The 22,464-nt window shown below is 72.7% G+C and carries 20 protein-coding genes; 10 read left to right on the plus strand and 10 right to left on the minus strand.

Annotated elements, in window-relative coordinates:
• The first annotated feature begins 30 nt into the window (after positions 1-30).
• The 4 genes from HHX37_RS15065 to HHX37_RS15080 all read left to right on the plus strand — a co-directional run bounded on the left by HHX37_RS15065 (position 31) and on the right by HHX37_RS15080 (position 6,113).
• The gene (locus HHX37_RS15065; protein ID WP_182885797.1) at positions 31-753 is read left to right on the plus strand and encodes a hypothetical protein; all 723 of its coding nucleotides are present in this window, start codon (positions 31-33) and stop codon (positions 751-753) included.
• 125 nt (positions 754-878) lie between these two features.
• Positions 879-1,973 (plus strand): DUF559 domain-containing protein, encoded by a 1,095-nt coding sequence (locus HHX37_RS15070; RefSeq protein WP_182885798.1) that lies wholly within the window; start codon positions 879-881, stop codon positions 1,971-1,973.
• Positions 1,966-2,679, plus strand: coding sequence for a hypothetical protein (locus tag HHX37_RS15075; protein ID WP_182885799.1), 714 nt, complete (start codon positions 1,966-1,968; stop codon positions 2,677-2,679). The genes HHX37_RS15070 and HHX37_RS15075 overlap by 8 nt, the downstream gene beginning before the upstream one ends.
• Positions 2,676-6,113: an ATP-binding protein gene (locus HHX37_RS15080; protein WP_259406465.1), complete on the plus strand. Its 3,438-nt coding sequence runs from the start codon at positions 2,676-2,678 to the stop codon at positions 6,111-6,113. Before HHX37_RS15075 ends, HHX37_RS15080 begins: the two co-directional genes overlap by 4 nt.
• A gap of 84 nt (positions 6,114-6,197) precedes the next feature.
• Here the strand turns inward: HHX37_RS15080 and HHX37_RS15085 are convergent, their stop codons facing one another.
• Both HHX37_RS15085 and HHX37_RS15090 read right to left on the minus strand, forming a co-directional pair.
• The gene (locus HHX37_RS15085; protein WP_182885800.1) at positions 6,198-6,860 is read right to left on the minus strand and encodes a TetR/AcrR family transcriptional regulator; all 663 of its coding nucleotides are present in this window, start codon (positions 6,858-6,860) and stop codon (positions 6,198-6,200) included.
• A gap of 40 nt (positions 6,861-6,900) precedes the next feature.
• A complete protein-coding gene (locus tag HHX37_RS15090) occupies positions 6,901-7,548 on the minus strand; it encodes a TetR/AcrR family transcriptional regulator (protein WP_182885801.1) in 648 nt (215 codons plus the stop codon).
• Between the two features lie 89 nt (positions 7,549-7,637).
• Here HHX37_RS15090 and HHX37_RS15095 point away from each other — a divergent pair, with 89 nt between their 5' ends.
• The gene (locus HHX37_RS15095) at positions 7,638-9,110 is read left to right on the plus strand and encodes an MDR family MFS transporter (RefSeq protein WP_182885802.1); all 1,473 of its coding nucleotides are present in this window, start codon (positions 7,638-7,640) and stop codon (positions 9,108-9,110) included.
• Positions 9,111-9,244: 134 nt separating this feature from the next.
• Positions 9,245-10,273, plus strand: a complete 1,029-nt coding sequence (locus tag HHX37_RS15100; protein WP_182885803.1) for an aldo/keto reductase — start codon at positions 9,245-9,247, stop codon at positions 10,271-10,273.
• Positions 10,274-10,283: 10 nt separating this feature from the next.
• On the opposite strand, the gene HHX37_RS15105 is transcribed toward HHX37_RS15100, so the two are convergent.
• Positions 10,284-11,015 carry a hypothetical protein gene (locus tag HHX37_RS15105; RefSeq protein WP_182885804.1) on the minus strand — a complete coding sequence of 244 codons (732 nt, stop codon included), beginning with the start codon at positions 11,013-11,015 and terminating at the stop codon, positions 10,284-10,286.
• A gap of 1 nt (position 11,016) precedes the next feature.
• The gene (locus tag HHX37_RS15110) at positions 11,017-11,784 is read right to left on the minus strand and encodes a DUF4239 domain-containing protein (protein ID WP_111697284.1); all 768 of its coding nucleotides are present in this window, start codon (positions 11,782-11,784) and stop codon (positions 11,017-11,019) included.
• A 294-nt stretch (positions 11,785-12,078) separates the two neighbouring features.
• On the opposite strand from HHX37_RS15110, the gene HHX37_RS15115 reads away from it, so the two are divergent.
• The 3 genes from HHX37_RS15115 to HHX37_RS15125 all read left to right on the plus strand — a co-directional run bounded on the left by HHX37_RS15115 (position 12,079) and on the right by HHX37_RS15125 (position 15,903).
• Positions 12,079-14,526 (plus strand): M14 family zinc carboxypeptidase, encoded by a 2,448-nt coding sequence (locus HHX37_RS15115; RefSeq protein ID WP_182885805.1) that lies wholly within the window; start codon positions 12,079-12,081, stop codon positions 14,524-14,526.
• Between the two features lie 211 nt (positions 14,527-14,737).
• Positions 14,738-15,082: an SPW repeat domain-containing protein gene (locus HHX37_RS15120; RefSeq protein WP_111697282.1), complete on the plus strand. Its 345-nt coding sequence runs from the start codon at positions 14,738-14,740 to the stop codon at positions 15,080-15,082.
• A 110-nt stretch (positions 15,083-15,192) separates the two neighbouring features.
• Positions 15,193-15,903, plus strand: a complete 711-nt coding sequence (locus HHX37_RS15125; RefSeq protein ID WP_182885806.1) for a Mut7-C RNAse domain-containing protein — start codon at positions 15,193-15,195, stop codon at positions 15,901-15,903.
• Between the two features lie 28 nt (positions 15,904-15,931).
• Here the strand turns inward: HHX37_RS15125 and HHX37_RS15130 are convergent, their stop codons facing one another.
• Positions 15,932-16,585 (minus strand): HNH endonuclease family protein, encoded by a 654-nt coding sequence (locus HHX37_RS15130; RefSeq protein WP_182881510.1) that lies wholly within the window; start codon positions 16,583-16,585, stop codon positions 15,932-15,934.
• Between the two features lie 274 nt (positions 16,586-16,859).
• Here HHX37_RS15130 and HHX37_RS15135 point away from each other — a divergent pair, with 274 nt between their 5' ends.
• Positions 16,860-17,858, plus strand: a complete 999-nt coding sequence (locus tag HHX37_RS15135; RefSeq protein ID WP_259406467.1) for a helix-turn-helix domain-containing protein — start codon at positions 16,860-16,862, stop codon at positions 17,856-17,858.
• Between the two features lie 36 nt (positions 17,859-17,894).
• Here HHX37_RS15135 and HHX37_RS15140 read toward each other — a convergent pair whose 3' ends face one another.
• Genes HHX37_RS15140 through HHX37_RS15160 form a run of 5 tightly spaced genes read right to left on the minus strand, consistent with a single transcriptional unit; the run spans position 17,895 to position 22,461 of the window.
• A complete protein-coding gene (locus HHX37_RS15140; RefSeq protein WP_182881508.1) occupies positions 17,895-18,857 on the minus strand; it encodes a UDP-glucuronic acid decarboxylase family protein in 963 nt (320 codons plus the stop codon).
• On the minus strand, positions 18,854-19,801 hold the full coding sequence (locus HHX37_RS15145; RefSeq protein ID WP_182885808.1) for a glycosyltransferase family 9 protein: 948 nt from the start codon (positions 19,799-19,801) through the stop codon (positions 18,854-18,856). The genes HHX37_RS15140 and HHX37_RS15145 overlap by 4 nt, the downstream gene beginning before the upstream one ends.
• The gene (locus HHX37_RS15150; protein WP_182881506.1) at positions 19,792-20,472 is read right to left on the minus strand and encodes an SDR family oxidoreductase; all 681 of its coding nucleotides are present in this window, start codon (positions 20,470-20,472) and stop codon (positions 19,792-19,794) included. The genes HHX37_RS15145 and HHX37_RS15150 overlap by 10 nt, the downstream gene beginning before the upstream one ends.
• A 43-nt stretch (positions 20,473-20,515) precedes the next feature.
• The gene (gene rfaE2, locus HHX37_RS15155; protein ID WP_182885809.1) at positions 20,516-21,913 is read right to left on the minus strand and encodes a D-glycero-beta-D-manno-heptose 1-phosphate adenylyltransferase; all 1,398 of its coding nucleotides are present in this window, start codon (positions 21,911-21,913) and stop codon (positions 20,516-20,518) included.
• On the minus strand, positions 21,910-22,461 hold the full coding sequence (locus tag HHX37_RS15160) for a D-sedoheptulose-7-phosphate isomerase (protein ID WP_182873835.1): 552 nt from the start codon (positions 22,459-22,461) through the stop codon (positions 21,910-21,912). Before HHX37_RS15160 ends, rfaE2 begins: the two co-directional genes overlap by 4 nt.
• Positions 22,462-22,464: the final 3 nt, after the last annotated feature.

Raw genomic sequence — 22,464 nt, forward strand, 5'->3', positions numbered from 1 at the left:
GTGCCCGGAACACCTGAGGGAAGGGCCGTCGTGAGCAGAAGCGGAATCGTCTTTCTGACGATCATTTCGACGATCGCCGGGATCGTCCTGGTCTACGTGGTGGACGTCCCGCTGCCGGTGGTCGTCTCCCTCGGATTCGGGGCGCTGTGCCTGATCTGGCTGATCGTGCTCCTGACGCTTCCGTGGAACGTGTACTTCCAGGCCCACGCGCTGATCCACGAGATCCGGGTCAGCCGCGAGCGCGGGATGACGATCCCACCGGAACGGGAGGCCGAGGCCCGCCGCATCGCGGTCCGCATGCGCCGGGCCGCCGTAGCCGCTCACCTGGTGTCGGCCGCCCTCCTCGCGGTGATCACGTACTTCTCCGGTGAGACGGTCGGCTACTACTTCGCGGTCTTCTACCTGCTCGCCACGTTCCTCCGGCCGGCGGGCGCCTGGTTCGCCCACCTGCGCGGCCGGATGACCACGATGCTGGAGGAGGTCCGCTACCCCCGCGAGGACGCCGTCGCGCTGGCCGAGCGCGTCGCGGCGCTGGAGGCCCGGGCCACCGAACTGGCCGAGCGTCTCGACGCCCTCGTCCCTGAGACGCGCGCCGGGTTGCACGCGGCCACGGCCCGCGCCGACGACCTCGATCGCCGCCTCGACGCGGTGGGCAGGAAGTTCGAGGACTCCCTCAGCCGTCTCACCGACAACCAGGAGGTCCTGTCGGGCATCAAGGCGTTCCTCCGCCTGATCAGGTCCGAGACCGCCTGATCCGCCGTACCGGCCTCGGCCTTTATCGGGAAATTTCGGATCTCATGCACGACCCTGCCGCCGCCGGATACCCTCTGCCGGGTCAAGATTGTCGGATCTTCAACCAAGCAGGTGGGGACGGCGTGATGGCGCGGTCGTGGAACGATCTTCCCGTCGGCCGGGTCGTGCACGTCGGCGAGGACGCCGGGGCGGTTGCCCTCGCGCTGGAACCCCTCCCCGACGACGCGCCCGCGCTGGTCGCCTACGCTCCCCGCCCCGCCCGGACCCCCGCGGATCTCGTCGCCGACGTGCTGGGCGAGCTGGAGACCGCGGCGGTGGCGATGTTTCCCGCCTGGCTGCCGGACGCGGACGGCATCACCGGGGCCGGTGGCGCGGCCGTCCCCGCCGTACGGGCCCTTGCCCTGCGCACGGCCTCGACCACCCGGCACTTCGCCCCCTTCCTCGCCCACCTCGCCGAGCGGGCCCTGCGTGAGCGGGCCGGCGCGAGCGGGGTCGCGGCCGGTGACCGTACGGCGGGCCGGACCGGGCCCTTCCCGCCCGAGGTCCGCGCCGCGGGGCTGGCCCGGGTGCTCCGCGACGGCTATCGGCGTCCGGAGGCGGCGATCCTCGTACGGCCGTCCTCCGGGCTCTCCCCCGCCGCCGAGGAGGTGCTGGTGACGGGGTGCGAATGGCTCGCCCAGCACGGCCGGTTCGGCGTCTGGCTCACCGGGCCGCCCCTGCGGGCGGTCGATCGCGTCGAGAGCGTGACCGCCCCGATCCCCGACGAGGTGGCAGCCCTCGCCCGTGAACTGACCGGCACCCGCGGTCCGGCGGACGACCAACCGCTGCCGGTGCTCGCCTATCCGCCCATCGCCGGGCTGCCACACCCCGGCAGCGCCGCCGAGAAGAGCCTGGAGACCGCGCTGACCTCCTGCGCATGGGCGGCGGGACGGGCCTGGAACCAGACGTACCGGTCGGGCCCGCTCACCACTCCCATCAGGGTCGACCTGCTGTTCCGCGCGGAACGTTGCGTCGTCGAGATCGACGGCCCCGAGCACCTCGGCCCGCGCCGCCGCACCGCCGACCTGCGCCGCGATCTGCGCCTCCAGCAGGAGGGCTACGCCGTACGTCGCTTCACCAACGACCAGGTCCTCGGCCACATCGGCACCGTCCTGGCCGAGATCGAGCATTTCCTCCACACCCGCCGCAATGGAACGTTCGAAGGATCCCCCCATGCCTGACAAACCCCTGTCCTTCTCCGCGACCTGCGCCCTCCTGGTCCTCATGGCCGAGGATCGGGAGCTCTCCAATCCCGAGCTCAAGGAGAAGTACGGCGTCACCATCACCGGCAAGGAGCGGACCGCCCTCAACGCCGGCGGATACATGGACAGCCGGAAGCAGGGGCGCTCCTACAGCCACGTGCTGACCGACAAGGGCTGGCACCACGCGTCGGAGCTCTTCCGGGCCGGCGTCGGCGCCCCGGGCACCGGTTTCGCCGCCGCTGCGGTCAGGGCGCTCGTGGCGGGCGTCCAGCGGCACGTCAGCCGCAGCGAGAGCAGCCTCGCCGACGTCTTCGGCCGGCAGGACCCCGCAACGACGCCCCCCAGGGGAGTCGAGGAGACGATCACCACCCAGGAGAAGACGGTTTCGAGGGCCTCGGACGCGAGCGTGGCCACCTTCCTCTCCGATGACGTCGAGACGTCGATCCGGAAGGCGTACGCGCAGCTCGCCGACGGGCCGAACGCCTGGGTGAGCCTGACCCGGCTGCGCCCGCTGCTGGGCGAGGCCCCGCGAGAACTGGTCGACGCCGCCCTCCGCCGGATGATCGCCCAGCCCGACGTGCACCTCATCCCCGAGTCGAACCAGAAGGCGCTGAGCGACGACGACAGGCGGGCCGCGGTGACCATCGGGGACCAGGCCAAGCACCTGATCCTGATTGGAGCATGATGACGAGCGAGGAGCTGCAGGCCCTCTCTGCGCTGCGCTTCAACTACGTCCGGGTGGCCGACGACGTGTGGCGGCCCTCGCCGTTCCATGTCGAGAGCCTGCACCGGCAGACCGTGCGGACCATCCTCGACGGATTCATCGAGGCGGAGGAGAGCCCGGACGCGAGCCCGATCGGGGTCGTCGTCCAGGGCCAGCGAGGCGCGGGCAAGACGCACCTGCTCGGCTGGATCCGGCAGAAGGTGCAGGAGGAGGATGGCTACTTCTTCCTCGTCGGACTCCTGGACGCGCGGACCTTCTGGGAGAGCACGCTCCTCTCAATGCTCGACAGCCTGTCCCGCCCCATGGCGAACTCGGCGAGTCAGCTGACCGAGCTGCTCTGGAGGCTGTGCCTGCTGGCCGACGTGCCGCAACCGGTACGTCACGCGGTGATCGGTGACACTCCTCTCACGAGGGACGACCTGGACGTCTTCATCCGGGCCCTGCGCGTGTACAACCAGGACGCCGGCCGTGACGCCCAGGACATCGCACGCGCCCTCGCGCTGTGCGCGTCCCGCGACCTGACCGCTCAGGACATCGGTGAGGCCTATCTGACCTGCCTCCCGGAGGCCGACCCGGGCGAGCGTGGCGGCTGGGGGTTCCGGACGAAGGACAGGTCCCCGCAGGAGGTCGTCAGGAGCCTGTCCCGGCTGCTCGCCCTGACCGGTCCCTCGGTCATCGCCGTGGACCAGATCGACACACTGATCGCCCAGTCCACGACCGCCATGGGCCACGGCGGCGAGGAGAGCGCGGAGTACAGAAGGGCCGTCGAGCCGATCGCCGGCGGGCTCATGACCCTGCGCGAGGTGACGCGCCGCACCCTGACCGTGTTGTCCGCCATCCCTCCCACCTGGGTGAAGATCCAGAAGTACGCCACCGACACCGTGCAGGACAGGTTCCGGTTGACGCCTTTGCTCAAGACGATCCCCGACGCGGAGACCGGACGCGCCCTGGTGGAGAAGCGGTTCGCCGCGCAGTACGGCGCGGTGGGGTTCACGCCTCCCTATCCGACCTGGCCGGTGCGGCCGGAGGCGTTTGGGCAGGCCCACGAGTACACCCCTCGTCAGCTGCTCATCCGCATCGACAAGCACGTTCAGTCGTGCCTGACGAGCGGGCGGGTCACAGAGCTGGAACGCCTCAACGAGCACACGCGGATCGACCCGATCGTTGTGGACCCGAAACCCCGGCCGGAGCTCGGCGCGCTCGACAGGCGGTTCGCAGAGCTGAGGGAGCGGGCGGACGTGGCGGGGGCGCTTGACCCGGTGACGGAGGACGCCGTGATGCCCGGGCTGCTGTCGGCCGGGCTGCAGGCCTGGATCGCCGAGCAGGGTGAGGCGGGACGTGTGTTCAGCCAGGACCCGTCGCCGAGTTCCAAGCCGCCCCTGCACGCGCGCCTGCGGCGCACCCTGGACGAGGCGACCGAGAACGAGGCCCATTGGTGCTTCCGGGCCATCTCCGCGACCCATCACACCGCAGCGCTGACCCGCCTGCTCAACGCGTCGACGGCGGCGGGGCTCAACGACCGGATCCCCCAGCGGAAGCTGTTCGTGCTCAGGAACCAGGGCTGGGCGAAAGGGCCGGTCACCCAGGAGGCGCTGGCCGCCTTCGAGCAGGCGGGTGGGCGGATCCTCCAGGTCGTGGACGACGACCTGGGGATCTTCGCCGCGCTGCGCACCCTGCTGGCCGAGAACCCGCCGCACCTTCAGGCCTGGCTGGTCGCCCGCAGACCGACCAGCGAGGTGAAGCTGTTCGCCGAGGCGCTGAGCGACGCGGCGGTGCCGGGCCTGTCCGGGGCCGGAGCCGTCGACGGCTCCGGGCGCGCGAGGTCCTCGCGGGCGGCCACGCGGCCGGACCAGCCCCGGCCTGTCGCCAACCCCGACCGGCGGGCGCGGCTGCACCAGCAGGAGACCGTGCCCGGACCGACGCGCCAGCCCGTGTCCGACGTGCCGTCCCCGACCTCCGGCGCTGCGCCCGGATCGCCCCCTACCGATGATGTGCTGCCCAGCGACGTGGGCAACGACCCGGCTGCTTCCGATCAGCGGTTCGGGCCGCCGCCGTCCTTTGCCGAGGCACCACCGGCCGAGGTGCCGACTGCGGAGCAGACTCCTGCGGAGGAACCGGTGGTTCCTCGCCCTCGCAGGCCACTGTCGCCCATTGATGCACTGACGACTCCGTACCTGACGATCGGAGCGGCGAGCTCGGACGACCGGCCGGTGCGGATCGCACTGGACGCCCTGCGGAAGCATGTGGCGATCTTCGCCGGTTCGGGGTCGGGGAAGACCGTCCTGATCCGGCGGCTGGTGGAGGAGTGCGCTCTGCAGGGGGTCTCTTCGGTCGTCCTCGACCCGAACAACGACCTGGCGCGGCTCGGCGACGCGTGGCCCGAGCCGCCCGGCGCGTGGGGCGAGGACGACGCGGCCAGGGCCGCCGACTATCTGGCGAACACCGATGTGGTCGTCTGGACCCCTCGCAAGGAGCAGGGACGCCCGCTGAGCTTCCAGCCGCTGCCGGACTTCGCGAGCGTGCTCGACGACCCCGACGAGTTCGGGGAGGCGGTGGACGCCGCCCTCGCCGCGCTGGTGCCGCGGGCCAAGGTCGACGGGAGGACGGCGAGGGCACACCTGGGCCGGGCGGTGCTGCGCGAGGCCGTCGTCCATTACGGACGGCAGGGTGGCACGGCGCTCAACGGGCTCGTCGCCCTGCTCGACGACCTGCCGGACGGCGTGAGCCGCCTCGAGGGCGCGGCCAGGCTCGCGACCGAGATGGCCCAGCACCTGCGGGCCGAGATGATCAGCGATCCTCTGTTCGCCGGGAAGGGGGTTCCGGTCGACCCCGGCGTCCTGCTGACCCCGGCGGAGGGGAAGCGAGCCCGCGTCTCGGTGATCAGCCTCACCGGCCTGACCTCCGACGCCCAGCGGCAGAGCTTCGTCAACCAGCTGCAGATGGCGCTGTTCTCCTGGATCAAGCGGCACCCTGCCGGAGACCGGCCGCTCGGCGGGTTGTTCGTGATGGACGAGGCGCAGACCTTCGCGCCGTCCGGGGCGGCCACCGCCTGCACCCAGAGCACGCTCGCCCTCGCCGCCCAGGCGCGCAAGTACGGCCTCGGGCTGGTGTTCGCCACCCAGGCGCCGAAGGGGCTGCACAACCAGATCACGGGCAACGCGGCCACGCAGTTCTTCGGCCTGCTCAACGCGCCGGCGCAGATCACGGCGGCGCGCGAGCTGGCCAAGGCCAAGGGCGGCGACGTCCCGGACGTGTCCCGGCTGCGGTCCGGCCAGTTCTACGCGGCGGTCGAGGGCGGGTCGTTCACCAAGGTCCGTACGCCGCTGTGCCTGAGCCACCACCCCAGCAGCCCGCTCACGGGCGAGGAGGTCGTCACCCGGGCCCGCAGGGCCTGAGGCCGGCCCTCAGGCCTGCAACGGAGCCGGCGCCGCCTTCCCGGGCGGCGCCGGCGCGCACCGATCGGACTCGGCGCGGAGTGGTCACCCCGCCGGGTGCTCCACCAGTGGGGTGACCGGCCGGCCGTAGAGGATGGACGTCCAGGCGTTGGTGAGGACGTCGACGAGCACCTCCTCGTCGTGGAACGGGGGAACCCCGGCCGCGGCGAGGTAGTAGAGCCGTTCGCCCATCCAGGTGAGCGACGCGGCGACGGCGCGCACGTCCAGGTCCCCGAGCCGCCCGCGAACCTGCGGGTCGGACTCGATACGGGCCGCGGCGGCGTCGGTGAACAGGTTCATCTGCTCCAGCCAGAGGGCTCGCAGGCCCTCGTCCGAGCCCTGGTTCTCCACGATGGCCATGAGGACGCCGGCGTTGTCGCGCCACAGCCGGGCACCGTCCCGTACCCCCGCGCGCATGGCGGCGACGGGGTCCTGCAGCCCCTCGACCCAGGGGCGCGCGGCCTGCTGCCCCTGCGCCACGGCGTCGCGCACCAGTTCGCCGAGCACCGCCTGCCTGCTCGGGAAGTAGAAGTAGAAGCTCGCCCGGGAGACCTCCGCGGCGGTGAGGATGTCGGCGACGCTGAGGGTGTCGAACCGGCGCTCCCTGAGCAGTTCGCGGGTCGCGGACAGGATGCGCTCCCGCAGCCCGGTGGACGCCGGCTCCGCGACCGATCTGCGGGCCGGCTGCGCGCCGCGCTTCGAAGGCATGCCCCTCAGAATACGACGAGCTGCAAGGACTCCACGGCGCTCAGGCCGGGGCGGGTGAGACGGTTCCCGCCGGCCCCGGCCCGTCGTGATAGCTGTGGACGAGAGGGAGGAAGATCTCGTCGACGATCGACGTCACGCGTGCGGGCTTCAGGGACGTGAGGTCCATGAGCAGGTCGTGGCGCACCAGGTCGAACGGCATGGCGAGCACCGCGGGAGGGATCCGTTCCAGGTCGATCTCGCCGCGGTCGTGGGCGCGCTGGTAGATGACCCTGACGCGCGAGAGCGGCTGGTCGCCCAGGATCCGTTCGCGTACCTGAGCGGGGGTGAGCCCGGTATCGGCCAGCAGCCCCGAGAAGGCCGCGGCCGCGGCGATGGCGGAGAAGGCGGCGCGGGCCTCGCCCATGCCGGTGAGTGCGGCGAGGAGGTCGCCGCGCAGGGTGCCGGTGTCGGGGAGATCGACCGGATGGCTGTTCCGGTAGTGCTCGAGCGCGGCGAGCACGAGCTGGTTCTTGTTGGCCCAGCGGCGGTACAGCACGGCGACGCCGGTGCCGGCGCGGGAGGCCACGGACTCCATGGTCAGCTTCGCGAAGCCGGCCTCGAGCAGCTCGTCCCACGCCGCGTCCAGCAGCGCGGCCTCGAGCTCGGGCCCGCGCCGGCGCTGACGAGAGGACGCGGCGGCAGATGTCACGACTCCATCATAAGAGAGGTTTACATTTCTTAACAACGCGCCCTAGTCTCTTAAGAGATGGATTCCACTCTTATCTCAGGGACGAGACGATGACGGAGACCACCGAGGCGAAGCTGTCGCCACAGGTGAAGCACGCGCTGATCGCGCTGGTCGTGGGCGGGATCGCGGCGATCCTCGACTCGACGATGGTGACGCTGGCGATCCACACGCTGGTCGTGAAGCTGCACTCGACCACCGGCACGATCCAGTGGGTCACCACCGGCTTCCTGCTGGCGATGGCCGTCGCGATCCCGGCCACCGGGTGGGCGGAGCGCCGCTGGGGCGGCAGGCGGGTCTGGATGGCCGCGCTGGTGCTGTTCGCGCTCGCCTCGGTGCTGTGCGCGGTGGCGTGGAACGACGCCGCCCTGATCGGCTTCCGGGTGCTGCAGGGCTTCGCCGCCGGGCTGATCTTCCCGCTGATGCAGACGCTCGCGGTGAGAGCCGCGGGCGGGCGGGTCAGCAGCCGGCTGATGGCGGCCGTCAGCCTGCCGGTCGCGCTCGGCCCGATCCTCGGCCCGGTGATCGGCGGCGTGATCCTCAACTGGCTGAGCTGGCGCTGGCTGTTCCTCGTCAACGTGCCCGTGATCGCGGCCGGGCTGCTGCTGGCGTGGCGCTTCCTGCCCGCCGGCCGCCCCGGCCCCTCGGACGGGCGCGGGCGCCTGGACTGGATCGGCCTGGTGCTGCTCGCGCCGGCGCTGGCGGGAATCCTGCTCGGCCTCTCGCAACTGTCCGAGAACGGTGGGATCGCCCACGCCGGAGTGCTGGTGCCGCTGCCGGCCGGACTCGTCCTGCTGGCCGCGTTCGTCGCCTGGGCGTCGCGGCCCGGCGAGCGGGAGCCGATCGTCGACGTACGGCTGCTGCGCGTGCGCTCGCTCGGCAGCGCCTCCGCGGCCCTGTTCGCCGCGGGCGCGGCGATGTACGCCGGAATGTTCCTGCTTCCGCTCTACTACCAGCAGCTACGCGGTGACAGCGTGCTGGACGCCGGACTGCTGATGATCCCGCAGGGTGCCGGGGCGCTCGTCTCGCGCTTCGTGATCGGCAGGCTGGTCGGCCGGTTCGGGGCGCGGGCCGTGACGATCGCCGCCTTCCTGCTCGCCGCCGTCGCCACCGTCCCGTTCGCGCTCGCCGGGCCGGACACGAGCCTGTGGTGGCTGGGAGCCGTGCTGCTGGTTCGCGGTCTGGGGATCGGGGCGGTGCTGATCCCGCCGATGTCCGTCGCCTACCGGGACATCCAACCGGCGGGCATCCCGCACGCCACCATGAACACCCGCATCGTCCAGCAGGTGGGCGCCTCGTTCGGCACCGCGATCGTGGCTGTCGCGCTGCAGTCGCTCCTCGGCCACGGCGCCACCGGCGCCTTCCAGAGCGCGTTCTGGTGGGCGATCGGCATCACCGCCGCCGCGGTCGTCCCCGCCGTCGCTCTCCCGGCCGACAGGCCGGCGAGCCACGAAGCGGCCGCGAAGCCGGTGCAGGACCACGGGACCCCGAGCGACCGGACGGCCAGTGGCGTCGGCACGCCGTGAGCGGCCATCGGAGGCAGACACGTTGTCCATACAACGTGTATAGTCTTGCCTATGACACAGTTATCCGGTCAGCCGCTCGATCCGTGCGGGCACCGCTGGGCACTGGACCAGGACGTCCGGGGATCGGCCACGGCATGAGATACCGAACCCTGGGCGCGAGCGGCCTGCGCGTGTCCGATCTGATCCTCGGCGCGATGACCTTCGGCGAGCAGGGCGGGGTCGGCGCGCCTCCACAGGAGTGCCGCCGGATGCTCGACCTGTACGCCGAGGCGGGCGGCAACACGATCGACACCGCCGTCAACTACCGCGACGGAGCCAGCGAGGAGATCCTCGGCGAGCTGCTCGAAGGCCGGCGCGAGTCGTTCGTCCTCGGCACGAAGTACACCGTCTCGCGGGACCGCGCCGACCCGAACGCCGCGGGGAACCACCGCAAGAACCTGAGGGCCTCGCTGGAGACCAGCCTGCGCCGGTTGCGTACGGACTACCTCGATCTCTACTGGGTGCACATGTGGGACCGCGACACCCCGATCGAGGAGACGATGCGCGCCCTGGACGACGCCGTTCAGGCCGGCAAGGTGCTGTACGTGGGGATCTCCGACGCCCCCGCCTGGGTCGTGGCCCGTGCCAACACCCTCGCCGAGTGGCGCGGGTGGAGTCCCTTCGTCGGCCTGCAGGTGCCGTACAGCCTGCTGCAGCGCGACATCGAGAGGGAGCTGCTGCCCATGGCCGAGTCTCTCGGGCTCGGCGTCACGGCGTGGAGCCCGCTCGGGGGCGGCGTGCTGTCCGGCAAGTACACCGGTGCGGACGGGCCCGCGCCCGCCGGACGGCTGGCCGCACAGTCCCTTTCGGACCGCGACCACGCCGTGGCCCGGGCCGTGCGGGATGCCGCCGGCGAACTCGGGGCGACCCCGTCCCAGGTGGCGATCGCGTGGACGATGAGCCGCTCCCCCGCCGTCCACCCGATCGTCGGGGCGCGTTCCGCCGACCAGCTCCGGGACAATCTCGCCTCGGCCGGTCTCGCCCTCCCTCCCGAGATCCGCGAGCGGCTGGAACAGGCCACCGGGTTCACGCTCGGGTTCCCCGGGGACTTCATCGCCCAGACCTCGTCGTGGGTGTTCGGCGCCGCGCTCGCCGATCCCTCTCCCGGCATGGCCCGGCGCTGACGGCGTACGGCTACCGCACCCGGAACGCGGCGGCCGCGGCGGCGGCGATCGCCACGCACAGGACCACGACGACCGTGAGCGACCCCAGAGGGTCGCGGCGCCGTACAGGCGTCGCGGCATGCCTGGCCGGCACCCGGTGGACGGAGGACGCCGACGGCGTGGCCACGGGCCGCGGGGTCGCATGGGGACGAGTCGCATGAGGACGGGGTGACGGCGCCACGACGACCGGCGGCCGGGGCACGGCCGGACGCTGGGAGGGGCGCGGCGCCTTCGGCGGGGCCGGCCTGGGCTTCGCGGGCGCAGGCGACGCCGGTGGCGGTGGCGGTGGCGGTGGTTGCGGGCTGGGAGGCGCGGGTTGCGGGGCAGGCGGAGGCGGCGGCACGGGTGTCGGCGGCGTGCAGCGGGCCGGGCCTCCGACGCCCACCTCCACGTGCAGGCCGACGATCACGTCGACGTCGACGCAGAGGCCGATCCGCGCCCCCGGCCGGTGCGGGTCGGCAGCCGTGCGGGACGCACCCGCCACGCCGCCCACGACTCCGGGCGCGATTCCGGGGCCGACGGCCGTCGCCGTGATTTCCGCCGCCCGCACCGTCCCCCCGGTCTCCAGCCGCCCCGATGCCGCCGCCCCGGCCGCGGCGAGCGTGTGGCGCTCGGCCCGCGCCTGCCCGGGGAACGCGGCTGACAGCGCGGCGCAGGCGGAGACGGCCGCGACGGCCATGCGCAGGCCCGCCGTCCGGCCCATGTCAGCGGCCCTCGGGGATCCGCTGGAACTCGTGCAGGGCGCTCACGAAGGCGTCCGGCTTGACCGCCAGGCCCCCGCTGAAGGGATGGGCGATGTTCCAGGCCAGGTAGACGCCCACGCCGAGCAGGATCGCCATGGCCGTGACCGGGATGAGCGCGAAGCCCCGGGGTCTCGCCCCGGCCAGGAACGGGAAGACGACGACGAGGACGCCCGTGACGACCGTCAGCAGGAGGACTCCCGGCGGCGGCGCCGTCCCCGCGTCCGCCGCGCGCTGCCGCCGGGCGGCGAACAGGTCCGCCATCCGGTCCAGCACCGCGCTCTTCGCGTCGCGGGCCTCGTCCGTCGTCACCGGCAGTCCCGCCACGTAGGCGCGCAGGGACTCCAGCCGGTCCGTCCCCTCCGGACCGAGCCGCCCGGCGGCCATCAGCGGCCACTCGTCGTCGACGACGTACCGCGCGTACTCCCTCAGCCCCTCGCGTAACTGGCCGGCGTCGGGGACGGGCAGGGGCGCGGCGGCCCAGTAGGTCTCGACGAGGGCCTGCGTCTCCAGATAGGTGTTCTGCCGCGCCGCGTCGGCCGAGGTCCACGGCACGACGATCGCGATGGCGAACACGAGCAGGAAGAGCGAGGAGAGCATCGACCCGGCGTGGCCGGCGGAGGTGCCGCCCGGATCGCGGTCGTCGGTGCCCCGGCCCAGTGTGCGGAAGAGGATGACGGACAGGGCCACCAGGCCGACGGCCGCCACGGCGGCGAGTACGCCCGCGAGCATGACACCTCCAGCAGTTTGACGATTACTTTAGGTAACATGACTAGCACATGAAGTAACCCCAGACCAGCGGTTGCGGATAGAGTTCCGGCTATCGGCACGGCCGTTACCAATGAGGCGCGTGCACCACAACCCTCAATTCGGCACTAATGCGTCCCATTACGGAAAAATCCCGAAATCGGAGAGTTGGAGCTCCTTGACGAAGTTCCTACACCGACGAAGACTTCCTTCGACCTGCGTGCCCCGGTCCGGCCGACCCCCCTGCCTGGAGGGGCACGCCAGATGGAGGAAAACCCGATGAGGAGCTCCCCCCGCCGAACGCGGCGTTACGCGGCCGTGCTCGCGCTCCCTCTGGCGCTCACCCTGAACGCCCTCCCGGTGCTCGCCGATCCCTCACCCCAGCCGGTGCCGCCCGACCGCGTGTCCGGCACCGCGCAGGACGGCGTCGCGCTGATGCGGGTCGTCGTCGCCGACCAGGCGGCGGTGGACAGGCTGGTCTCGCTGGGCGTCGACCTGGCCGAGTACACCAAGCCGGTCGACGGCGGCGTCGAGGTGCACGCCGTGCTCAGCCCCGGCGAGGCGCAGGGCCTGCGCGACCAGGGCTTCGACGTCCGCGACGCGATATCCGACCAGGGCGACTACGCCGCGAACCTCGCCGAGCGGCGGCAGGCCCTCGCCTCCGCCGCCGCCGACGCCGCGGAGACCGACACGCTCACCCCGCTGCGCGCCGAGTGGTTCACCAGCCTGGACGGCCAGAGCTTCCTGTCGGCCGAGGTGAAGTCGAGCGCGGCCGACGCGCAGACCGTGCTGACCGCCACCTGGGACAGCGGTCCCGGCACGGCCCACGGCTCCGGCGGCACGACGACCATGTCCCGCTTCACCGACGCCGGGCAGTACATGTACCACCGGTTCAGCGCGCCCGTCCCCGTGGCGCAGGTCCCCACGAAGGTCACGGTGACCAGCAGCCGGGGCGGCTCGGTCACGGTGCCGGTGACCAAGTGGCTCGGCGAGAGGCGCAAGCCCCCGAGCAAGCACTACGTGTCGGACTTCGTCGACCACTACATGGACCCGACCGAGGTCACCGGCCGCATCACCGGGCTCGCCGAGCAGTTCCCGAAGATCGCGGAGATCGTCGACCTGCCGTACCGGACGAACGGCTACCGGCGGGCGGCCCAGGCGCAGTTCGGCAGCGGGACCGGCGCCGCCGCCGCGAGCACCTTCTACGTGAGTTCCAAGGCGTACGGCAGCGAGGGCGGCAACGACGTGAGCGTCGCGCTGGTGAGGCCGGCCACCACCGGAACCCCGCTGTCGGTCGCGGTCACCGGCGGGAACGTGGCGGTCACCCTCGCCACCGACGCCTCCGGGGCGATCAGCAGCACGGCCGCGCAGGTGGTGGCCGCCCTCAACGGCGACGCCGCCGCCTCCGCGCTGCTCACCGCCGCCACCTACCGGGGCAACGCCGGGAACGGCCTGGTGGCGGAGGCCCCCGCGACCCGGCTGACCGACGGCCTGCTGGCTCCGGCGACGGTCTCGCGCCGGCCGTTCCAGATGAAGGCCCTGCGGATCGGCAGGCACCGGGACGGCTCGAAGGTCGGGGTCTTCCTCTACTGCCAGGAGCACGCCCGCGAGTGGGTGACCCCCGTGACCTGCGTGGAGACCGCCGAGCGGCTGCTGCGCAACTACAACGAGGACCCGGCCACCCGCAGGCTCGTCGACGACCTCGACATCTTCGTGATGCCGACGGCCAACCCCGACGGCGGCCACTACTCGATGTACGACTTCAACATGCAGCGGCGCAACATGACCGACCACTGCCCGGCCGCCAACGGAGACCCGGGGCGCCGCAACTCCTGGGGTGTCGACCTCAACCGCAACTTCACCGTCGGCTCGGTGTTCGACGGGTTCAACGGCGCCTCCACGACCTGCACCAGCGACACGTTCGGCGGGCCGTCGGAGCTCTCGGAGCCCGAGACGCGCAACCAGGTGTGGCTCGTCGACACGTTCCCGAACATCAGGTTCGCCATGAACACGCACTCCTACGGCGGTTACTTCATGTGGCCTCCGGGGGCGTACAAGACCGCCGGGCGTGAGACGCTGCCGCGGACCGACTTCGGCACCGAGAGCTTCTTCTGGAACGCGTCCGGTCACATCCTGTCGGCCGTGCAGGACTGGCGCGGAACGGCGATCTGGCCGGGGCGCACCGGCCCGGTGGTCGACGTGCTCTACTCGGCGGCGGGCAACAGCGCCGACGAGCACTGGTACAACCGCGGCATCATCGGCTGGGACTTCGAGGTCGGCGCGGACGTCTACGACCAGGCCACCAAGCAGTACCGCGCGGTCGGCTTCCAGCCGCCCTTCGAGGAGGGCCACGAGGAGGCGATGGAGTTCGCGGGCGGCCAGATCGCCATCCTGGAGGTGGCGCGGGAGTACGGGGAGGACCACCACCGGCCGGACTCCCGGCTCAAGGAGCTCGCGAAGGACGACACCTCGGTGACGTTCACGTTCACGACCGACGAGCCGGCGAACGTCTACTACACGCTCGACGGCGGCCGCCCGACGCTGAACTCGCCCAAGCTGGCCGCGGCCGGCATGCGCGAGGGCGCGCAGAGGATCACGGTGAACCAGACCACGGAGGTCCGCTGGTTCGCTGTGGACATCGCCGGCAACTTCGAGAAGAACTACAAGCCGGACGGCGCCGGCGACAACTACAACAAGGAGACCGTCAAGGTCAGGGGCAGGCGCTGACCGGTTCGTGAAGGTGGCCGCCGGCGCCGGGACTTTCCCGGGCGGGCGGCCATCGCCGTACAGGGGGAGGTTTCCGCGCGGAGTCCGCGACCCGCGCGTTCAGTGCGTTGTCACTCAGGGTTAGGAAATCCTGACGTAACGGGTTGTTGACCGGGCGGTCAATCAGACGGAGTGTCGGAGCACAGCCAATCTCTCCCGTACGGAGGCACGGATGGATCTCACGAGATCGTTGTCCGACGTCGTCGCCCTCCTCGCCGGACTGGTCGCGGTGGTCGCGCCGTTCTTCTGGGCCGACGCCCAGGCCGCGACGCAACCCCTGCTCGTCCTCGGCGCGCTCCTCGTCGTCTCCGCCCTGTGGTCCATCCTGGGCGCGGGCGGCGCGAGTTCCTGGGTGACCGCGGCGTTCGGCGCCCTGCTGTTCGTCTCGCCCTGGGCGTTCGGTTTCGACGGCGACGCCGCCTCGGCGTGGACCGCCTGGATCACCGGCGCCGTCACCGTCGTCGTCGGCCTGCTGACCGTCCTCCAGGTCCGCGGCCGGACGACCGTCGCCGCCTGAGCCCCTGCCCACCCTCTGTACGGCCCCGCTGCCGCCCTCCCCCCGGCGGACGGCAGCGGGGCCTTCGTCCGCGGCCCGGCGGCCCGCATGCCGAGGGGCATGCTGGGAGCATGGACCTGTCCGTACGCTTCTCGCCTGATCTGTGGCTCTTCCTCGCGCCGCGCAACCGGCGGCCCGAGGTGTTCCTGCCCTACGACGGGACCTCCTCGCTCGGGCACGTGATCGAGTCGGCCGGGGTGCCGCTGACCGAGGTCGGCGGGCTGACCGCGGCGGAGCGCCCGGCCGGCCCGTCGTACCGGCCGCGCCCGGGTGAGGTCGTGGACGTCCGGCCGGTACGCAGGCCGCAGGTGATCCCGGGGATCCGGTTCCTCCTCGACGTCCATCTCGGCACGCTGGCCCGCCGTCTCCGCCTGGTCGGCCTGGACACCGCCTACCACAACGACATGGACGACGACGCCCTCATCGAGCAGGCGGGCGCCGAGGAACGGGTGCTGCTCACGCAGGACCGCGGCATCCTGCGCCGCCGGTCGCTGCGGCACGGCGCGTACGTGCGCGGCGCCCGGCCGGACGACCAGTTCCTCGACGTGCTCGACCGGTTCCGGCCGCCGCTGGCACCGTGGACCCGCTGCACCGCCTGCAACGGAACGCTCACGCCGGTCGGCAAGGCAGAGGTGGAGGACGCGCTGGAGCCCGGCACCCGGCGCAGCTACGACGCGTTCGCCCGCTGCCTCGCCTGCGGCCGCGTCTACTGGCACGGTGCCCACGGCGACACGCTGTCCGCCATCGTGCGCACCGCCGCCGACGCCGTCTCCCGGCCGTGAAGGCGGTCCGGGAGCGGCGGGCGGGGGGTCAGCGCCGGCAGGTGCGGAGCATGTTGAGCAGGGCCGTCCTCTCCTTCCCGGTCACGGAGAGCCGGTGGTGGTGCTTGACGGCGATCCACGCCGTGGCGTAGCGGCACCAGTGGCTCCGGCGCGGCGGACGCCAGCTCTGCGGGCCCCGGCCTCCCTTGGCCATGTTCACCGAATGGCTCACCACGACCAGCTCGGGCCGGGTGAGGTCGTTGGCGAAAGCCCGGCGACGCGCCTGGCTCCATCGGGCGGCGCCGGAGCGCCAGGCGTACGCCAGGGGCACCAGGTGGTCCACGTCGACCTGCTTGACGCTTTTCAGCACCCTGCCGTCGTACGGGCTGTACCAGGCGCCCTTGACGGGGCGGCAGTGCGCGTCCCTGCGCACCCCCCGCCCCTGGCGGGCGAGGACCACCTCCCGCGCGTCGCACGCTCCCTTGTGGTGCGCCCACCGGGGCTGGAACCGCCGATGGCTGTATCCGCGGAGCGGCAGCGGCCTGGCGACCTTCAGCTGGGCCAGGAGACGGCGGGCCGACGCCGCCGCGTGGGAGCTGCCCCCGGCGTCGGCCGTCGCCTGGGGAGCGGCGGCGACCGTGGTGATCGGGACGACCAGAAGGGTGAGTACGGCGGTGTTGAGCGCCCTCGCGGGAAAGATCATGCCTACAGCCTTACCAAACCCACGGGCGCGCCGAAACCCGAAGCGGGCCCGGGCCCCTCGGGTCCGTACGCCCTGACGGCGGTCGCGCGATCGCACTCCAGGCGCTTCCACCTCGGCGGCCCCGGCCTTCGGCGCTTGTTTTCAGATCTGCACCACTAACGAATGTGGTGCACCCGGAATTCGGTATGCGACGTCGGTATGCCGGAGATTGCGGAATTACGTCTTGACGATTTCTGTAAACTTGATGCCGATTTGTGTGCGTCGGGGGGTGCGGATGCAAGTTCTGGAGTGGAGCACCAGGGACCTGGCCGCTCGGGACCGTTTTCCTTTCTGGCATCAGACGTTGTCGCAGACACTCGTGAGCACGTGGCCGGCCTCGGACAGCCCCGCCGACTTCAACGCGTCGGCGCGGCTGTTCGACCTCGGCGCGGTCACGTTGTCGGCGATGAGCCACAGTAGGCTGCAGGTGAGCCGGCCCGCGAAGCTCATCCGGCAGACGGATCCGGAGGTCTTCCAGCTCCACCTCGTTCTCGCCGGCGACGGTGCGATGACGCAGGCGGGCCGGGAGGCGCGCTTCGCGGTGAATCACCTTCTTCTCATCGACTCGTCCCAGCCGTGGCAGGGATGGCGAGGGGCCGACCGTGGGCCGGCGGAATCTCTGATCGTCCAGTTCCCGAGATCCTCGCTGGGCCTTCGGTCCGACATGATCGGGCGGCTCGTCGCGGCTCCGTTTCCCGCGCGGGCCGGGATCACCGGTGTCCTGGCCGCGCACCTGAGGCAGCTGACGGAGAACGCCGGCGACCTCACCCGCCAGGACGCGGAGGCGCTGGGCGCCGTCACCCTCGACCTGGTCGCGGCGGCCTGCGCGCACCGGTGCGAGGCCACCCGCGCGCTGGCGCCCGAGTCGCGGCACCAGGCTCTGCTGTCGCTGATCCACCATTTCATCCGGCAGCGGCTCGGTGATCCGGACCTGAACGCGGAGATGATCGCCGCGGCGCACGGGATCTCCGTACGGCACCTGTACAAGATCTTCCAGGAGCAGGGGATGAGCGTGGCGGGCTGGATTCGCCGGTGCCGCCTTGAGGGGTGCCACCGCGATCTCGCCGACCCCCTGCTGCGAGCACGGCCCATCCAGACCATCGCCGCCCGCTGGGGTTTCAGCGACGCCGCGACCTTCAGCCGCAACTTCCGCGCCGCCTTCGGCATGTCCCCCCGTGATCACCGGCACCGGGCCGCGGACGACGCGTGGCGGGAGGGAACGGGCCTGGACTGAGGCCCCCGCCGGGGCGGGGGCCCGGGACGGCGGCGATCAGGAGGCGACGGAGTACGGGGAGTTCAGCTCCTTCTCGAACCAGTCGATGGTGCGGCGCAGGCCGGTGACGGGGTCGACGCGGGGACGCCACCCGAGCCGCTCCTCGGCGAGCGAGGTGTCGGGGCGGCGTACGGCCGGGTCGTCCACCGGCCGGTCGATGAACCGGACCGGCGAGGAGGAGCCCGCGAGGTCCCGGATCGTCTCCGCCAGGTCCGACATCGACATCTCCGCCGGGTTGCCGATGTTCACCGGCCCGGCGAAGTCGCTCGCGGCGAGCGCGAGCACGCCGTCGACCGTGTCGTCCACGTAGCAGATCGACCTCGTCTGGCTGCCGTCGCCGGTCACGGTGATCGGCTCGCCCAGCAGCGCCTGCCGGATGAAGGTGGGAATCGCCCGGCCGTCGTGCGGCCGCATCCGGGGGCCGTAGGTGTTGAAGATCCGCGCGATGGCGGTGTCGACGCCCCGCGAGTCGTGGTAGGCCGTGGTCAGCGCCTCGGCGAAGCGTTTGGCCTCGTCGTACACGCTGCGCGGCCCGACCGGGTTGACGTTGCCCCAGTACGTCTCCTTCTGCGGGTGCTCCAGCGGGTCGCCGTACACCTCGCTGGTGGACGCGAGGACCAGCCGGGCGCTCTTCTCGGCGGCGAGTCCGAGCGCGTGCAGCGTGCCCATGCTGCCGACCTTCAGCGTCTCGATCGGATGACGCAGGTAGTCGGCGGGCGACGCCGCCGACGCGAAGTGGAGCACCAGGTCCACCTGGCCGGGCACGTGGACGAACCCGGTGAGGTCGCACTCCACCAGCCGGAACGCCGGGCGGCCGATCAGGTGCTCGACGTTGCGCGGGGAGCCGGTGAGGAAGTTGTCCAGGCAGACGACCGCCGCGCCCTTCTCGACCAGGCGTTCGCACAGGTAGGAGCCGAGGAACCCGGCTCCTCCGGTGACCACGACACGGGATCCCTTCACCGCACCTCCACTCCTCGTAACCTTCTGACCGCGTCCAGCACCTCGGGCACTCCGATCTCCAGCAGGCCTTCCGACGGCGTGTCGCCGTGCGGGTCTCCCCGGCGTCCGGCCCACAGCGCGATGTGCGGGCGGCCCGGCGGCGGCCCCCACAGCGCGGGCGGGACCGGGCCGTACAGGATGACCGAGGGCGTGCCGACGGCGGTGGCCAGGTGTGACATGCCGGTGTCGCCGCACACCACCAGCGCCGCGTGCGCCGTGAGCGCGGCGAGCTCGGGCAGGTTCGTACGGCCGGCCAGCACCGACTCCTCCGGCAGCCCGGCGAGGGCCGCGACGTGCCGGGCGAGCGCGATCTCGGTCACCCCGCCCGTGACGACGACCCGGTGGCCCGTCCGGACGAGCTCGGCGGCCACCTGGGCGAAGCGGTCCGGCGGCCACTGCCGGGCCCGGAACGCCGCGCCCGGATGGATGACCACCTCGCCGCCGGGCAGCGGCCCCGGCCCCGGGTCGCCGAGCGCGAGGTCGTCGGGGTCGGCCGCGATGCCGTACCACTCCAGCAGTGCGCACCACCGCTGACGCTCGTGCGTCTCCGCGTCCCACTCCGGGCCGTCCGAGCCGGGGACGGCGGGGTGCGTGTGGGTGAGCAGGCGGCCCGGCCGCGTGCGGCGCAGCGCCTGGATGCTCTCCGGGCCGCTGCCGTGGAGGTTCACCGCGACGTCCGGCGACGCGTACGGCACCGGTCCCGGCCCGGACACGTCGATCAGTTCGTCGACGCCGCCGATCAGCGGGAGCAGCCCGCCGAGGTAGGCGGGGGTGGCGAGCACGAAGTGATGCCCGGGATGCGCCCGCCGCAGCGCCCGCAGCGCGGGCACCGAGGCCAGCAGGTCGCCGAGCCCCAGCCCGCGCAGGGCGAGCAGGACCGGTCTTCCGGGTTCCTCTAGGGCCATGACGTCTCCGTCGAGGCCGCCACGACCAGCTCCCTGACCTCGCAGCCCCGCGGCTGGCCGAGGGCGAACAGGATCGCCGACGCGACGTCCTCCGGCTGGTTCAGCCGGGCGTCGGGGCCGGGCTTGTACTGCTCGGGCCGGTCGTCGAAGAAGTTCGTGTGCATGCCGCCGGGGATCAGCAGGGTCACCCCGACCTGCCCGGCCAGCTCGGCCGCCAGGGCCCGGGTGAAGCCCACCACGCCGAACTTCGAGGCGCAGTAGGCCGTGGCGTCGCTGAGCGCCCGCACGCCGAGCGTGGAGGCGACGGTGACGACTCTGCCCCCGGACTCGCGCAGGAACGGCAGGGCCGCCCGGACCACCGCGGCGGTGCCGAGGAGGTTGACCCCGATCACCCGCTCCCACCTGTCGGCGGCCACGTCCTCCAGCCGTCCGCAGGCGTCGACGCCCGCCGCCGTGACCACGGCGTCGAGTCCGCCCGCCCGCTCGGCGAGCTCGCGTACGGCCCGCTCGGCCTGCTCCCGGTCGGCGAGGTCGGCGCGCACGTGGTCGAACCCGCCGTCCGGCTCGTTGAGATCGACGACCAGCGGCCGGCCGCCGGCCTTGGCGACCGCCGCCGCGGTGGCCCGGCCGAGGCCGGACGCGCCGCCGGTGATCAGTACGTTTCCCACCATTGGGTTTCCCTTTCGACTGGAGGACCGCTACCCGCGACGGAGGTCACGATGCGGCCCGGGCGGCGGCGATCAGGCCCGTGGTGGAATATCCGGGCACGGTCGGCAGGATGACGACCTCCCCGCCGGCCCGGCGCACGGCCTCGGCCTCGGGCATCGACCGCTCGTCGTAGTCGCCCCCCTTCACCCACACGTCGGGGCACAGCCGCTCGATGACCTGGGACGGCGTGTCCTCGCCGAAGACCGTCACGGCGTCCACGCAGCCCAGCGCGCGCAGCACCTCGACGCGGTCGCGCTCGCTCACCAGCGGCCTGCTCGGGCCCTTGAGCCGCCGGATCGAGTCGTCGGAGTTGACGCAGACCACGAGGGCGTCGCCGAGCGCCCTGGCCCGCCGCAGCAGGCTCACGTGGCCGGCGTGCAGCAGGTCGAAGCATCCGCCGGTCGCGATGAGCCGGCCTCCGGAGGCCCGCACGGCGGCGGCCACCTCGAAGGCGGAGGCGCCGGACGGGAACGGCACGGGCGCCTCGGCGGCCGGACGCGGCAGGCGGAGGGCGGCTGCCCCGCCGTCCGCCACGAACCTGGTGGCCTCGCCGACCGCGCGGGCGACGGCGTCCTCGGTGGACGCGCCGTCCGCCAGGGCGAGGGCCGCCGCCGCGGCGAAGCGGTCGCCGGCGCCGCAGGCGTCCGCGCCGACGGCGACGTGCGGGGCGGGGACCGGCCCGAACCTGCCGCCGCGACGGGCCAGCATCGCGCCGCGCTCACCAAGCGTGATCGCGACGGCCTCGGCGTCGAGATCGCGCACGAGCCTGCGGGCCGTGCGCTCCGGCGAGACGTACGGCTCGCCGCACATGCCCCGGGCCTCCGCCTCGCTGGGCGTGACGAGCGCGCAGCCCGGCACGGGCAGCGACCCGCGCGGGTGGGGGTCCCAGACGACCGGCACGTCGAGGCCGCGCAGCAACTCCCGGAGCAGGTCGGCCACGCCGCGCCCGTAGTCGGCCACCAGCACCGCGCCCGCCGAGGCGAGGGCGTCCGCGGCGCGGGCGAAGGCCGAGGCTCCTGTGGATCTCCTGGGGGCCACCTGGCCCGGCCGCCCCATGGCCCGGCCGTCTCCGGTGTCGATCCTGACCAGCGTCTGCCCCCGGGCCCGGACCCGGGTCTTGCGCACGGTCGTGCCGCGCAGCGGGAGCCGTACGATCTCGACCGTGGGCGACAGCAGGTCCTCCAGGCAGCGGCCGGAGGGGTCGTCGCCGACGGCGGTGACCAGCGTCACCGGTGTGCCGTCGCGGGCGGCGAGCAGCGCCGCGAGGCCGGCGCCGCCCGGCCGGTGGTGCTCCGCCTGCCCCTCGACCACGGGGACGGGCGCGTCGGGACACAGCCGGTCGGCCGTGCCCTCGACGTCGACGTCGAGCAGGGAGTCTCCGACGATGACGAGTGGTGCGCTCACGCGACGGCCTTCTCGATCACGTCACACAGCATGTGGATCACCGTGAGATGCACCTCCTGGATGGTCGCGGTGTCGTCGGCGGGCACCGTCAGGGCCTCGTCGCAGAGGTCGGCCAGCGGGTTCGGCCCGGGGCCGGTCAGCGCCCAGGTGGTCAGGCCGCACTCGCGGCCGGCCTCGGCCGCCTCGGTCACGTTGGCGCTCGTCCCGCTGGTGGACAGGCAGATCAGCACGTCGCCGGGGCGGCCGTGCGCCCGCACCTGCCGCGCGTACAGCTCCTTCAGGCCGAAGTCGTTGCCGATGGCGGTCAGCGACGAGGTGTCGCCGTGCAGCGGGATCGCGGCGTACGGCCTCCGGTCGGCGCGGTAGCGCCCGACCAGCTCGGCGGTCAGGTGCTGCGCCTCGGCGGCCGAGCCGCCGTTGCCGCACGCGAGCAGCCGTCCGCCGCCGCTCAGCACGGCGGCGAGCTTGTAACCCCAGGCGTGGATCTTGGGTGTCTCCGGGTCGACCGCCGTCAGTGCGGTGCTCAGCCGGGCCAGGTGAGGATGCATCGC

This window comes from Microbispora sp. H10885 (genome assembly GCF_014161415.1).
Classification (GTDB): domain Bacteria; phylum Actinomycetota; class Actinomycetes; order Streptosporangiales; family Streptosporangiaceae; genus Microbispora; species Microbispora triticiradicis.